Origin of the sequence: Variovorax sp. CF313, from assembly GCF_000282635.1 — a bacterium.
Taxonomy (GTDB): domain Bacteria; phylum Pseudomonadota; class Gammaproteobacteria; order Burkholderiales; family Burkholderiaceae_C; genus Variovorax.
The window spans coordinates 1-12,706 of sequence record NZ_AKIW01000068.1; the positions used below are offsets into that span (position 1 = coordinate 1).

General features: G+C 65.5%; 13 protein-coding genes. 9 read left to right on the forward strand and 4 right to left on the reverse strand.

All coding sequences use genetic code 11. The features are described 5' to 3' along the window. Positions 1 to 117 precede the first annotated feature (117 nt). From PMI12_RS15975 to PMI12_RS15990, 4 genes are all read left to right on the forward strand, one after another. Positions 118 to 714 (forward strand): hypothetical protein, encoded by a 597-nt coding sequence (locus tag PMI12_RS15975; RefSeq protein ID WP_007834419.1) that lies wholly within the window; start codon positions 118 to 120, stop codon positions 712 to 714. Positions 715 to 856: 142 nt separating this feature from the next. Then, positions 857 to 1,678, forward strand: a complete 822-nt coding sequence (locus PMI12_RS15980) for a hypothetical protein (protein WP_237726101.1) — start codon at positions 857 to 859, stop codon at positions 1,676 to 1,678. An 81-nt stretch (positions 1,679 to 1,759) separates the two neighbouring features. Beyond that, positions 1,760 to 2,329 carry an ankyrin repeat domain-containing protein gene (locus PMI12_RS15985; protein ID WP_007834422.1) on the forward strand — a complete coding sequence of 190 codons (570 nt, stop codon included), beginning with the start codon at positions 1,760 to 1,762 and terminating at the stop codon, positions 2,327 to 2,329. Between the two features lie 368 nt (positions 2,330 to 2,697). After that, a complete protein-coding gene (locus PMI12_RS15990; protein ID WP_042673553.1) occupies positions 2,698 to 3,204 on the forward strand; it encodes an O-acetyl-ADP-ribose deacetylase in 507 nt (168 codons plus the stop codon). A gap of 65 nt (positions 3,205 to 3,269) precedes the next feature. On the opposite strand, the gene PMI12_RS15995 is transcribed toward PMI12_RS15990, so the two are convergent. The 3 genes from PMI12_RS15995 to PMI12_RS16005 form a co-directional block, all read right to left on the reverse strand. After that, a complete protein-coding gene (locus tag PMI12_RS15995; RefSeq protein ID WP_007834426.1) occupies positions 3,270 to 3,848 on the reverse strand; it encodes a dihydrofolate reductase family protein in 579 nt (192 codons plus the stop codon). A gap of 88 nt (positions 3,849 to 3,936) precedes the next feature. Then, positions 3,937 to 4,422 (reverse strand): GFA family protein, encoded by a 486-nt coding sequence (locus tag PMI12_RS16000; protein WP_007834427.1) that lies wholly within the window; start codon positions 4,420 to 4,422, stop codon positions 3,937 to 3,939. Between the two features lie 95 nt (positions 4,423 to 4,517). Continuing rightward, positions 4,518 to 4,931, reverse strand: coding sequence for a GFA family protein (locus tag PMI12_RS16005; protein ID WP_007834428.1), 414 nt, complete (start codon positions 4,929 to 4,931; stop codon positions 4,518 to 4,520). Between the two features lie 258 nt (positions 4,932 to 5,189). Here PMI12_RS16005 and PMI12_RS16010 point away from each other — a divergent pair, with 258 nt between their 5' ends. The 5 genes from PMI12_RS16010 (at position 5,190) to PMI12_RS16030 (ending at position 9,747) form a co-directional block, all read left to right on the forward strand. Beyond that, on the forward strand, positions 5,190 to 6,491 hold the full coding sequence (locus PMI12_RS16010) for a UDP-N-acetylglucosamine 1-carboxyvinyltransferase (protein WP_007834429.1): 1,302 nt from the start codon (positions 5,190 to 5,192) through the stop codon (positions 6,489 to 6,491). Between the two features lie 88 nt (positions 6,492 to 6,579). Further along, positions 6,580 to 7,632: an NAD(P)H-dependent flavin oxidoreductase gene (locus PMI12_RS16015; RefSeq protein WP_007834432.1), complete on the forward strand. Its 1,053-nt coding sequence runs from the start codon at positions 6,580 to 6,582 to the stop codon at positions 7,630 to 7,632. Positions 7,633 to 7,642: 10 nt separating this feature from the next. Continuing rightward, positions 7,643 to 8,320 carry an alpha/beta hydrolase gene (locus PMI12_RS16020; RefSeq protein WP_007834435.1) on the forward strand — a complete coding sequence of 226 codons (678 nt, stop codon included), beginning with the start codon at positions 7,643 to 7,645 and terminating at the stop codon, positions 8,318 to 8,320. A gap of 129 nt (positions 8,321 to 8,449) precedes the next feature. Further along, positions 8,450 to 9,370 (forward strand): DUF3014 domain-containing protein, encoded by a 921-nt coding sequence (locus PMI12_RS16025; RefSeq protein ID WP_007834437.1) that lies wholly within the window; start codon positions 8,450 to 8,452, stop codon positions 9,368 to 9,370. Between the two features lie 95 nt (positions 9,371 to 9,465). Continuing rightward, the gene (locus PMI12_RS16030) at positions 9,466 to 9,747 is read left to right on the forward strand and encodes a hypothetical protein (RefSeq protein WP_007834440.1); all 282 of its coding nucleotides are present in this window, start codon (positions 9,466 to 9,468) and stop codon (positions 9,745 to 9,747) included. Between the two features lie 18 nt (positions 9,748 to 9,765). On the opposite strand, the gene gcvP is transcribed toward PMI12_RS16030, so the two are convergent. After that, positions 9,766 to 12,675, reverse strand: a complete 2,910-nt coding sequence (gene gcvP, locus PMI12_RS16035) for an aminomethyl-transferring glycine dehydrogenase (RefSeq protein WP_007834442.1) — start codon at positions 12,673 to 12,675, stop codon at positions 9,766 to 9,768. Positions 12,676 to 12,706: the final 31 nt, after the last annotated feature.

Here is a 12,706-nt window from a genome sequence, read left to right on the forward strand (position 1 = left end):
TATGTGTTGGGCGGACGCATACCCATATAGTGTGGGATCGAACCGATATCCGACTGGCAGAATTGCCGCTGACGACAGCCGAACACCGCCACTTTCTCGGAGCCAACGTTTTCAGCCATGCCCTACTACATTCGCGTGCTCAGCACGACCGAACGAACACTACCGGCAAGCGATGTCGCGCGCTCACTCAAGAGTTCAACGCTGACCGTCGAGGCAGGAACGGATGACCAATGGGACGAACTGCTGCTGGTACACAAGACTGGGCGAGAAATTGCCGTGATTGAACGAAACCCTGTGTCCGATGGCTCGATGGCTGCAGAGGAGCTTGAGGAGTTCATTGACGAGCTTCAGGATGCCGAACCAGCGACGGGGGCTAAGTGGCTTCGAGACTACCTGCCGAAGGTGAAGACCATCTACGCGATTCAAGTGTTGTCTGGCACAGATGAAGCTGAAGGTTGGTCCGAGCTTGGCTCCGTCAAGACTGCACTGTGGAACAAGCTCGGCGGAATTCTCCAGGCCGATGGCGAAGGCTTTTCCAACGAGGACGGCTATCACGTTGTCTGGCAATTTTCCGATACAGCGTCAGGCCCGTGGTGGATGGGGCTTCTCAAGGACGGTAAATGGGTGCACTTCGAGATGGAACTGAGCGACCAGCGTCAGCGCGAACAGTTTTTGCAAGGAGAACTGCCTGCCGGCGCGAAGCTCGCGACATAAACTGTGACGGCGGGCCGTTTCGCAGCACCCGCGAAGGGGTTCTGTGACGTGATACACGGGGACGCTGGACTCCGGTGGAGCGAGGCGCCACCATAGATGGCTACTGTCGGCCGCAAGCCGACATTCCCCCACACCTTCCAACGTGACCGATGAACTTATGAAGTCTTCCTTGCTCGCGAAATTTGCCTTGATAGGTTCAATGCTTGCGCCGTGGCTCGCCGTTGCGGCAGACGAAGTTGTCTTCAGGGACAAGGCAGGCCGTGTTCTCAAGAAGAGCGACCTAGTCGAGGCCAACGGCAACTTCTCCTGGGAACTCGCGTCCACCACTCCTGTCAGTGAGGCGGCGAAGAAAGAACATGCCCTTGGCCGAGCGGCGGGACAACGAGGCGACCATCGCACGGCGTTGGCGCATTTCGCTGCGGCATCGAAGGTAGCTCCGGCCTGGCCGTACCCGATATACGACGCAGCCTTCACCTTCCTGCTTCAGAAGGAATTCGACACTGCGTATGAATACTACCGACGCGTAGACCAGATGGCTCCGAGGGGGTTCTTCACGGCCAAAACGGCGGTTCACGCGCTTCGGATGGAACTGAACCGCGAACTCCCCAGTGGGACCTATCTCAGCTACGTTGCCCTTGAATGGGAAACCGACAAGCAGAAGGTGCGGCAGGTCGCGCAAGCGATGACTAGGGCGACGCCGGGATTTGCGCCGGCGTGGAAGACTGCTGCCATGTTGGAAGACGACCTCGGTAGACGCGCGGCGCTGCTAGAAAGTGGTTTAAAGGCCCGTCCGGACGAAGAAACTCGAGGCTTTCTCCTCCTGAACAAAGCCTTGGTACTTCACGAACAGAACAAAACCTCCGAAGCGAAGGCAATCCTAGGGGAGCTTGCGTTGGCTCCAACCTCCCCACGCGACGTCGAGGCGTTAGCGAAACGCACCCTTGCACAGTTGGCGCAGCGCTAGCTACGCCTGCACACGGCCAGCAGCGGACATAGGACGCGTGACCTTCTGCCTAACCTACTAACCAGCCGTAGCACATCACGAATGGAATTGATCCTCTATGTGCCGGGCGATCCGCCCGCGAATCGAATCGTCGCCGCCGGCGCTGCGGGAGAAGTCCCACTCATCGCTTCACTTCTGCAGCAAGGTGTCCCAATCGATGCGCAGCACACGCATTACAAACAGACCGCCTTGCACGCAGCCGCCGATGCCGGTTATCTACCTGCCGTCGGCTACCTGATCGACCAAGGGGCCGACCTCAATGCACTCGACAACATTGAAATGACGCCACTGATGCATGCCTGTTCTCGAGGCAGAAGCACGGTGGCGTTGAGACTTATGGCTGCAGGCGCGAATGTCGAGCATGAACGATCGGACGATCAGATGACCGCATTGAAGTTCGCGCTGTGGGGCAGGTGCTCGCGCACAGTGATCCGGCAACTTCTCGCCCAGGGTGCCAAGAGGCCGGAGGCTGGATTTCCCATCGTCCACCTGTCTTCCGAAGAGCCCCGTTTCAACCCTCCGATCCGCCTGCTGTTTCTCAGCCTGCTTTTGATCACTATCGTCGTCTCAGTGGTTTTCATCCTGAAGCATGTCGATGAAATGGGCTTGTGATGCCAAGCCTTGCCTCTCAGCAAACGCGGCTGCGACTGACTGCTTCGGAGCAAAGCGTAAGACGGCTCAGGGCCCTTTCGCGACGGTAGCGCGACCAGCTACAGTCGGCCAGGAGCCATAAACTGCCACGCCAAGGGAGGTCCGATGTCACAAGCAAACCAACTGCGCCCGTTTTCGTTCGTGCTGGCTGTGCCGGACCTTGGGCGAAACACCGCCTACTTCAGGGATGCCTGGGCTTTAAGGCTGAATACGCGCACCGACTTTTGCCGGAATTGCTTCATCCAGAGGGCTAACGCCAGCCCGATCGGGCGACCGCTCCGGCAGAATTCAGCCACAGTAGCGGACGGTCGGGCCTTCAAGCACATCTCATGAAAACAAGACTTCATGCTATTCGAGCCGACATCACTGGGCTGTCGGTCGATGCCATCGTCAATGCAGCCAATTCGTCATTGCTTGGCGGGGGCGGTGTCGATGGAGCAATCCACCGCGCCGCAGGTCCTGAGCTGGTACATGAGTGCCGCTTGCTGGGGGGATGCAAAACAGGTGATGCAAAGATCACAAAAGGCTATCGGCTACCGGCCCGTTTCATCATTCATACGGTCGGTCCGGTCTGGAGGGGAGGGGTAAACGGCGAGGCGGACCTGCTGGCGTCCTGCTACCGAAAATCGCTGATGCTCGCAAACGAATACGGGGCGCGAACGGTGGCGTTTCCGAGCATCAGTACGGGCATCTATGGCTACCCGATCGAACGGGCTGCGCAGGTGGCCGTTGATGCGGTCCGCGCTGCGTTGGAAGAAACTTCGGTCATTGCAGAGGTCACGTTCTGCTGTTTTTCAGACGAAGACTTGGCAATTTACAGGTCTGTTCTTGGATAAGGTGGGTGTAGGCCTCCTTCTCACCATGGCAGACACTGAGGCCCGCCGCCGCGCTGTCCAACGGCCTAAGCCGGCCTCAACGGCGCGGCGAACCTGTAGGTATTGAGGACAAGGCCGGACGGCGTCGTCTTCGTGCTGGCGAGCTCGAAGGAACACCCCGGGGTCCCCTCGGCGAAGAAGCGCTTGCCCGTGCCCACCAGCACCGGATAGAGGATCAGCATGACTTCGTCCGCAAGTCCGTGCTCCAGCAGCGTCGATGTCAGTGTGGAACTGCCCCACAGAACCAGGTCCAGGCCAGCCTTCGACTTGATGCGCCGCACGCCCTCGACCGGGTCCGGCCCGACGCCCTCGAACGGCCCCCACGCGAGGCTTTCCGGGCGATGGGTGACGACGAACTTGGTGGCCGCATTCAAGCCATCAGCCATCGGACTGGCCGGCACCTTCGGCCAGTAGTCCGACCACATGTCGTAGGTGCGCCGGCCCAGCAGCAGGTCGAAGCGCCCGCCGTGCGCGGCGAGCACCTCGTCCCGGCCGGCGGGAGTCCGGTAGGGCGCCGTCCAGTCGGCATACGGGAAGCCGTCTTCGCCGGAGGACTGGATCACGCCGTCCAGCGACACGTGCTCCATGATCTTGAGCTTTCTCATTCGGGTCTCCGTGTTTGGTTGTTGGGCTTGGAGGGGATGAGGATGCTGAACCGCTCTCGGTCTTCGCGCAACTCCGCCGGCCTAGGAGTCAGGCGTTGCTCGCGCGCGCCATCTGTGGCTCATCGAAGCGCTCGGGAGTCTGAGGCGAGCCGGCCAGGTCCGCGCGGGCGAGCTGGAAGCAGTCTGTTCCCGCAGGAAGCACCACGCCCGTCTGCGCCGAGCTGGTCCAGATGTGCGAACTGATCGAAACGGAGTTCGGGTCGTCGAAAGCTCCGCGAGAAATCGCGCGGTACTCGGGCCAGCGCTCGAAGGTGAGCGAGAGGGTGGTGCCGCACTTGGGGCAGAAATGAACATGCACCTGCTTCGAGCTGCCTTCCGATCTGTGCGAATACTGCGCCATCGGCTCGCCCGAGAACCGAACCGCGTCCACCGCATACATCGACTCCGCATACGAGGTCGAGCCCGTCATGCGCTGGCAGAACCTGCAGTGGCATTGCAGCGTGCGAATGGGCTCGCCCTGGGCGACAAAACGCACTGACCCGCAGAGGCATCCTCCAACGCGCTGAGTGGTCACGTTGATCTCCTTTGTGAATGCCGCGAGTATGGGCGAGCAATCCGCTTGCCTGTCTCCCGAACTTGACGCTGGCGGGGCAGGGCCTCGCCTTCCTTTCACAGCGGCGGCATCCTGTCGAACTTGGGCAATGCCGGGTCCAGAAAATCCCATCGATGTCCGCGCACGGCATACGTGACCGCCTGCGGCTTGTACCGGCCAGGGTCGTCGAGGCTCGCGGCGTGCACCGTGAAGATGTCGGGCATCGCCGCAAAGGTCATGTACACGGGCGAGCCGCAGTGCGGGCAGAACGCCCGGGTCTTGACGTTGCCGCTGTCGCCGACCATGTCCCACAGCGTGGCCTGGCCGCTGTGCTTCACGCCGCCACGCGGGAAGGTGAGGTACGAGCCATGGCCGGTGCCGCTCTTGCGTTGGCAGTCGCGGCACTGGCAGTCGTTCTGGAAGATGGGCTCGGCTGAAATCTCGTAGCGGACTGCGCCGCATGCGCAGCCGCCGGTGTAGGCGTGGGTCATTTCCTGGTTCCTTCGGGGTGTGCTTTCCGGCGGCTCTGGCCGGGTGCAGCCAATCTAGCGGGGGCACGCGTGTCGCGGGGAGTAACAAGTTCGTCGCGAGTCGCTTCGCCGAGCCGGCTGGATGCCAGGGCCGCCATTTGAAGTGCTTACAACTTCGGCGCCATCCAGGCTGCTGCCAGACGGTAAAGTTCCCGTCTCCGGTTTCGGATCGTCCGCGGCCCTTTTTTCCACCGCCTCCAGCTTTTCCGCTCGCCCCCCATGTCCAACCTCATCGTGCACGGCGGAACGCCGCTGCGTGGCCGCGTCACCCCCTCCGCCAACAAGAACGCCGTGCTGCCGGTGCTCTGTGCCACCTTGCTCACCTGGGAGCCGCTGCGCCTGTACGGTGTGCCCGACATCACCGACGTGCGCAAGATCCTCGACATCTTCCGCACCCTGGGCAGCGACGTGCGCATGGACCACGAGACCGGCACGCTCGAGCTGCACCATCGCGAGACTGCCTTCGACGCATCGCGCCACCGGCTGCCGGAGGAGATGCGCTCGTCGATCATGCTGGTGCCGCCGCTCTTGGCGCGCTTCGGCGTGGCGCGGCTCGAGGACAACGTGAAGGGCTGCACGCTCGGTGTGCGCGAGATCGATCCGCACGTGGAGGTGTTCCAGCGCTTCGGCGGCGAGGTGGAGCGCACCGAAGGCTCGCTGCTGGTGCGCAGCGCGGGCCGCCTCACGCCCACGGACCACTGGCTGGACTACGCCTCCGTCACGACCACCGAGAATTTCGTGCTGTGCGCAGCCGCAGCGGGCGGTACTTCGACGTTGACCAATGCGGCGTCGGAGCCGCACGTGCAGGAGTTCTGCCGCTTCATGGCGATGATCGGTGTGCGCATCGAAGGCATGGGTACCTCGCGGCTCACTGTGCACGGCGGCGGCACGCTCAAGGGCGGTGAGTTCCGCTTCGACGAAGACTTCCACGAGATCACGACCTTCCTGGCGCTGGGCGCCATCACCGGCGGCGACGTGGTCGTGCGCAACAGCGCACCCGAAAACTTTCCGCTGCTCGACCGCACGTTCGCGAAGTTCGGCGTGCAGATCGTGCATGAAGACGGCTGGTCGCGCGCCATCCGCAGCGGCCCGCTGAAGGTGCAGACGCCTTTCACGAGCAACGTGCTGACCAAGGTGGAGGCGGCGCCGTGGCCTTACTTTCCGGTCGACCTGCTGCCGATCTTCATCGCGCTGGGCGTGCGCGCGCAGGGCAATGCGATGTTCTGGAACAAGGTGTACGACGGGGCGCTGGGCTGGACGGGCGAGTTGTCGAAGTTCGGCGCGCACGTGTTCTCTTCGGACCCGCACCGGCTCATCACCTTCGGCGGCAATCCGCTGACGCCGGCCGTGGTCGAAAGCCCGTACATCATCCGCGTGGCGATCGCCTTGTTCATGGTGGCGGCGAGCATCGAAGGGCGTTCCGAGATCCGCAACGCCACGCCCATTCGCCGCGCCCATCCGCGCTTCGTCGAGAACCTGCGCAGCCTTGGCGTGCAGGTGGAGTGGACGAGCGAGGAGTGAGCTGGTCCACGGGCGATGGCCCTGTTGCGGGAGGCAACTCCGCCTTGGCGGGAGAATCGGCGGTATCCGACACAAAAGGAGCGCCTTCATGACCACGCTGCAGCAGATTCTCGGCACCGAACTCCCGTTGATCCAGGCCCCGATGGCCGGCATTCAGGGCAGCGCGATGGCCATCGCGGTGAGCAACGCAGGCGGCCTCGGTTCGCTGCCTTGCGCCATGTTGAGCCCCGAGGCCATGCGCAGCGAGCTCGCCGCGATCCGCGCGGGCACCGACAAGCCCTTCAACGTCAACTTCTTCTGCCATACGCCGCCCGTGCCGAGCGCCGAGCGCGAGGCGGCGTGGCGCGCCGCGCTGGCGCCTTACTACGCCGAGTTCGGCATCGATGCGGCCGGGATTCCGACCGGGCCGGGCCGCAACCCCTTCAGCGCCGAGGTGGCCGAGCTGCTGGCCGAATTCGCACCGCCGGTGGTGAGCTTTCATTTCGGACTGCCGTCCGAGGCGCTGCTGGCGCGGGTGCACGGCTGGGGCGCGAAGGTGCTGGCCTCGGCCACCACGGTGGAAGAGGCGCTGTGGCTCGAAGCGCGCGGCGCCGATGCCGTCATCGCCCAAGGACTGGAGGCCGGCGGGCATCGCGGCCATTTCCTGTCGCACGACCTGACGAGGCAGCTCGGCACTTTTGCGCTGGTGCCGCAGGTAGTGCATGCGGTGAAGGTGCCGGTGATCGCGGCCGGCGGCATCGCGGATGCGGGCGGCGTGGCCGCGGCCATGGCGCTGGGCGCTGCAGGCGTGCAGGTGGGCACGGCCTACATGCTGACGCCCGAGGCGACGACCAGCGCGCTGCACCGCGAGGCGCTCAAGGGCAGGGCCGCGCGGCACACGGCGCTGACCAATCTCTTTACCGGCCGACCGGCCCGCGGCATCGTGAACCGTGTGATGCGCGACCTGGGGCCCATCGGCGAGGCCGCGCCGGAGTTTCCGCTGGCCACCTCGGGCATTGCGCCGCTGCGGGCCAAGGCCGAGGCGCAGGGCAGCGGCGATTTCTCTCCGCTGTGGTCGGGGCAGAACGCAACCGGCTGCCGCGAGGTGCCGGCGGCCGAAGTTACCCGCGCGCTCGCGCAAGGCTTTCACGCAACCGTCTGAAGATCCATCGATGCCTCAACTTCACTTGCCCCTCAAATTCCTCGAACACGCGGCCCGGCCCGAGGCCCGCGAACCCTGGCTGCTGATGCTGATGCACGGCGTAGGCAGCAACGAGCAGGACCTGTTCGGCCTCGCGCGGCTGATGCCGCCGCAGTTCCACGTGCTGAGCCTGCGCGCGCCGTATGTGCTGTCGCCCGGTGCCTACGCGTGGTTCGAGTTCCAGGTGCTGCCGAACGGCGAGCGGCAGATCAACGAAGAGCAGGAGCGCGAAAGCCGCTTCCTCGTCGGCGAGATGATCGCCTCGGCCTCGCAGCAGCTCGGCGTGCCGGCCGAGCGGGTGGTGGTTGGCGGCTTCAGCCAGGGCGGCATCATGTCGCTGTCGCAGCTGCTTACCAAGCCGCAGAGCGTGCGTGCCGCGATGGTGTGGCACAGCCGGCTGCTCTCGCAGGTGGTGCCGCACATCGCGCCGCCGGAGGCCTTCGAGGGCAAGGCGCTATGGGTGAGCCATGGCAGCGCCGACAACGTGATTCCGCCGAGCGCCGCGCAGGCCACGCGCGAGCTGGCGCGCGGCTTGCCGCTGGCGCTGTCGGGCTCGGACTTTCCGGGCGCGCACGAGATCCGCCCGGCCGAGCTGCAGGGGTCGATTGCCTGGCTGCAATCGCTGAGCGGGCCCACCGACGCGGCCTGATTGCGCAGCTTGCGCGGCACGGGGCGACACAGGGCGTTACGCGGCCGTGGTGCCATGGAGCGCCCGATTGGTGCAACATGACCGGTCTCTCCGCATCACACACAGCCTTAGCAGAAGGAAAGTGCCGCCATGTCCGACCGAGATACCCCCGGCTCCGGGGACGATTCCCCCGAATTCCGGCCACGCCGCGAAATGCCCGTAGGCGCCATCGTCGCCTTCATGCTGGTGGTGCTCGGGACGGCCTTCGTCGGCTGGCGCTGGTATCAGCAGCAGCAACAACTACCCGAGGCTCCGCCGGTGGCCGCGGCGCCGAACGACGGGCTCGCGCCCGCACCGGCGCCCGTGCCCGCGCCCGAGTCCCTGGAGCCGCGCAACCCCATCGACGCGATTGCCGTGCCCGACACGGGGCTGCCTACCGTCACCGATTCCGATACGCGCGTGATGAAGGCGCTCGTCGACCTGCTCGGCAGCAAGAACGTGGCCGACTTCCTGAAGTTCGACGGTGTCGTGCGCCGCTTCGTGGCAACGGTCGACAACCTCGCGCGCGAGCAGGCGCCAGCGAGTGCGTGGCCGGTGCAGCCGGCCAGGCAGCGCTTCACCACCGCAGGGCAGGGCGAGAAACAGGTCATCGCGCCCAACAACGCCGCGCGCTACAACGCCATCGTGCTGTTTGCCGAATCGGTCGATCCTGCGAAGGCGGCCAAGACGTATGCCCGCCTCTACCCGCTGTTCCAGCAAGCCTATGAAGAACTCGGCTATCCGGGGCGCTACTTCAACGACCGGCTCATTGCCGTGATCGACCACCTGCTGCAGGCGCCGGAGCCCGCCGGACCGGTGCAGGTGCGGCTGGTCGAGGTGAAGGGCAATGTTCCTTCGCAGCGGCCCTGGGTGCGCTACGAATACGCCGATCCGCAGTTGGAGTCGCTTTCTTCCGGCCAGAAGATCATGGTGCGGGTGGGGCTCGAAAACGAACGCAGGCTGAAGGCCAGCCTGCGCGGCTTCCGCGAGCAGATCGCCACGGCCGGCTTGGCGAAGAAGAAACAGCCCTGACGCGCACGGTGCGCCGTGTAGGCGCGGACTGATTGCATGCCGCGCAGATGCCGCAGATGATTTGTTCCCAAGACCAAGATCTCGAGGACAAACGTATGAACCCGATGAGCGTCGACCTCTACCAGAGTGCCACCGATCCGGAGAAATTCCTCGCGCTTCCCGCGGGCGCCGATCCTGCCGAACTCATGGGTCCGATGACCTTCGACCAGGACTACGCGCAGGTCAAGCGATACCAGGAGGCATTCCAGTTCAACCCGTCCGAGGCCTATGCGGGCGTCAACGCGGCCAAGATCGCCGCGGACATCCTGACTGTGAAGTGGGCCATCTATCGCCGCGAATCCCCACCGAAGAAGGGCGCCGCGGCGCGGCGCGGCTGAGCCCGCCTGCGGGCCTTCTCAGGCCTCTTCGGTTTCCTGGTATTCGCCCACCGGCACGCAACTGCAGAACAGGTTGCGGTCGCCGTACACGTTGTCGACGCGGCCGATCGGCGGCCAGTACTTGGCCTGCTTGAGTTCGGCCAGCGGGAACGCGCCGAGTTCGCGCGAGTAGGGGTGCGGCCACTCGGTGCCGAGCAGGCTCGCGGCCGTGTGCGGCGCGTGCTTGAGCGGGTTGTCGTCCTTCGGCCAGACGCCTTCCTCCACGCGGCGGATCTCGCCGCGGATGGCGATCATCGCGTCGACGAAGCGGTCGAGCTCGGCCAGAGGCTCGCTCTCGGTCGGCTCGACCATCAGCGTACCCGGCACCGGGAAGCTCAGCGTGGGCGCGTGGAAGCCGTAGTCGATCAGGCGCTTGGCCACGTCCTCGGCGGTGACGCCGCTGGTGTCCTTGAGCGGGCGCAGGTCAAGGATGCACTCGTGCGCGACGTGGCCGTTCGGGCTTGCGTACAGCGTCGGGTAATGGTCCTTCAGGCGCGCGCTGATGTAGTTGGCGCTGAGGATGGCCGTTTCGGTCGCGGCCTGCAGGCCCTTGGCGCCCATCATGCGGCAGTACATCCAGCTGATCGGCAGCACGGCCGCATTGCCGAGCGGCGCCGCGGAAACCGCACCGACGCCGTTCGATGCGACGCCGGCCGTCGCATGGCCCGGCAGGTACGGCACGAGGTCTTCGACCACGCAGACCGGGCCCACGCCCGGGCCGCCGCCGCCGTGTGGAATGCAGAAGGTCTTGTGCAGGTTCAGGTGGCTCACGTCGCCGCCGAATTCGCCCGGCGCGGCCACGCCGACCAGCGCGTTCATGTTGGCGCCGTCGACGTACACGCGCCCGCCGTGCTCGTGCACGAGCTCGCACAGTTCCTTCACGCGCGTCTCGAACACGCCGTGCGTGCTCGGGTAGGTGATCATCACGGCGGCGAGGTGGGCGCTGTGCTTCTCGCAGGCGCGCTTGAGGTCGTCCATGTCGACGTTGCCCTGCGCGTCGCAGGCCGTCACCACCACCTGCAGGCCCACCATCTGCGCGCTGGCCGGGTTGGTGCCGTGCGCCGACGACGGAATCAGGCAGATGTTGCGGTGGCCCTGGCCCTTGGCCTCATGGAAGGACTTGATGGCCAGCAGGCCCGCGTACTCGCCCTGCGAGCCGGCGTTGGGCTGCAGGCTGATGCCGGCATAGCCGGTGGCCTCGCACAGCCATGCGCGCAGCTGCGCGTCGAGCTGCGCATAGCCCTGCTGCTGCTCGGCCGGTGCGAAGGGGTGGATGTTGGCGAACTCGGGCCAGGTGATGGGGATCATCTCGCTGGTCGCGTTGAGCTTCATGGTGCAGCTGCCCAGCGGGATCATGCTGCGGTCGAGCGCGAGGTCCTTGTCCGACAGGCTGCGGATGTAGCGCAGCATCGCGGTCTCGCTCTTGTGGGTGTTGAACACCGGGTGCGTGAGAAAGGCGCTGGTGCGGCGCAGGTCTTCGGGAATGAGCGGCGCGGTGTTGGCGGCCAGGTCGTCGAAGCGCGGCATCGGGGTGCCGGCGGGCACGAACAGCGCCCACAGCGTCTCGATGTCGGCGCGCGTGGTGGTCTCGTCGAGCGAGATGCCCAGGTGCTGCTGCAGGCGCTGGCGCAGGTTGACGCCGCCCGCCTGCGCGCGCTCGATGATCGCGGCCGTGTCGTCGCCGGTGCGGATCGTCAGCGAGTCGAAGGCCGTGGTGTTGACCGGCTCGCGGCCCATCTGCGACAGGCCCCGGGCGAGGATGGCGGTGAGCGCCGCCACGCGCTGCGCGATGCGCGTGAGCCCGTCGGGCCCGTGGTACACGGCGTACATGCTGGCGACCACGGCCGGCAGCACCTGTGCGGTGCAGATGTTGGAGGTGGCCTTCTCGCGGCGGATGTGCTGCTCGCGCGTCTGCAGCGCGAGTCGGTAGGCGGGCTGGCCGTGCGTGTCGACGCTCACACCCACCAGGCGGCCCGGCAGCGAACGCTTGAACGAATCGCGGCAGGCCAGGTAGGCGGCGTGCGGGCCGCCGTTGCACAGCGGCATGCCGAAGCGCTGCGTGGTGCCGCAGACGATGTCGGCATCGAACTCGCCGGGTGCGACCAGCAGCGTCAGCGCCAGCAGGTCGGCCGCGACGATGAGGGCGGCGTCGCACTGGTGCGCGTGGCCCGCGAGCGGGCGCAGGTCGTGCACGTGGCCGGTGGTGGCGGGGTATTGCGCAAGCACGCCGAAGAATTCGCCGCTCACCATCAGGTGCGGCAGCGTTTCCGACACGGTGCTCACCTTCACCTCGATGCCCAGCGGCGCAGCGCGCGTCCTGATGACTTCGATGGTCTGCGGATGGCAGTCGCCCGACACCAGGAACACGTTGCTCTTGCTCTTGACGCTGCGCTTGGCGAGCGTCATGGCTTCGGCCGCGGCCGTGGCTTCGTCGAGCATCGATGCGTTGGCGATGGCCATGCCCGTGAGGTCGCACACCATCGTCTGGAAGTTGAGCAGGGCTTCCATGCGGCCCTGCGAAATCTCGGCCTGGTAGGGCGTGTAGGCGGTGTACCAGGCGGGGTTCTCGAGCACGTTGCGCAAGATGACGCCCGGCGTGTGCGTGCCGTAGTAGCCCTGGCCGATGAAATTGCGGAACACCTTGTTCTTCGACGCCATCACCTTCAACTCGGCCAGCGCATCGGCTTCGGTCGCCGGTGCGGGCAGCCGCATCGGCTTCGCGCGGCGAATGGCCGCGGGCACGATGCCGTCGATGAGCTCAGCCCGCGTCTCCGAGCCGATCACGGGCAGCATGCGCGCCTCGTCCGCCGCATCGATGCCGATGTGGCGGGCGAGGAATTCTTCGGCGTTCTCTAGTTGTTGCAGGGAGGGGAGGGCGTGGCTTGACATGGCGGAGATGTAGGGCGGGAGGGGCGGGAGC

Coding starts and splice junctions, on each gene's coding strand:
- PMI12_RS15975 (WP_007834419.1), top strand. CDS start 118: ATGCCCTACTACATTCGCGTGCTCAGCACGACCGAACGAACACTACCG.
- PMI12_RS15985 (WP_007834422.1), top strand. CDS start 1,760: ATGGAATTGATCCTCTATGTGCCGGGCGATCCGCCCGCGAATCGAATC.
- PMI12_RS15990 (WP_042673553.1), top strand. CDS start 2,698: ATGAAAACAAGACTTCATGCTATTCGAGCCGACATCACTGGGCTGTCG.
- PMI12_RS15995 (WP_007834426.1), bottom strand. CDS start 3,848: ATGAGAAAGCTCAAGATCATGGAGCACGTGTCGCTGGACGGCGTGATC.
- PMI12_RS16005 (WP_007834428.1), bottom strand. CDS start 4,931: ATGACCCACGCCTACACCGGCGGCTGCGCATGCGGCGCAGTCCGCTAC.
- PMI12_RS16010 (WP_007834429.1), top strand. CDS start 5,190: ATGTCCAACCTCATCGTGCACGGCGGAACGCCGCTGCGTGGCCGCGTC.
- PMI12_RS16015 (WP_007834432.1), top strand. CDS start 6,580: ATGACCACGCTGCAGCAGATTCTCGGCACCGAACTCCCGTTGATCCAG.
- PMI12_RS16020 (WP_007834435.1), top strand. CDS start 7,643: ATGCCTCAACTTCACTTGCCCCTCAAATTCCTCGAACACGCGGCCCGG.
- PMI12_RS16025 (WP_007834437.1), top strand. CDS start 8,450: ATGTCCGACCGAGATACCCCCGGCTCCGGGGACGATTCCCCCGAATTC.
- PMI12_RS16030 (WP_007834440.1), top strand. CDS start 9,466: ATGAACCCGATGAGCGTCGACCTCTACCAGAGTGCCACCGATCCGGAG.
- gcvP (WP_007834442.1), bottom strand. CDS start 12,675: ATGTCAAGCCACGCCCTCCCCTCCCTGCAACAACTAGAGAACGCCGAA.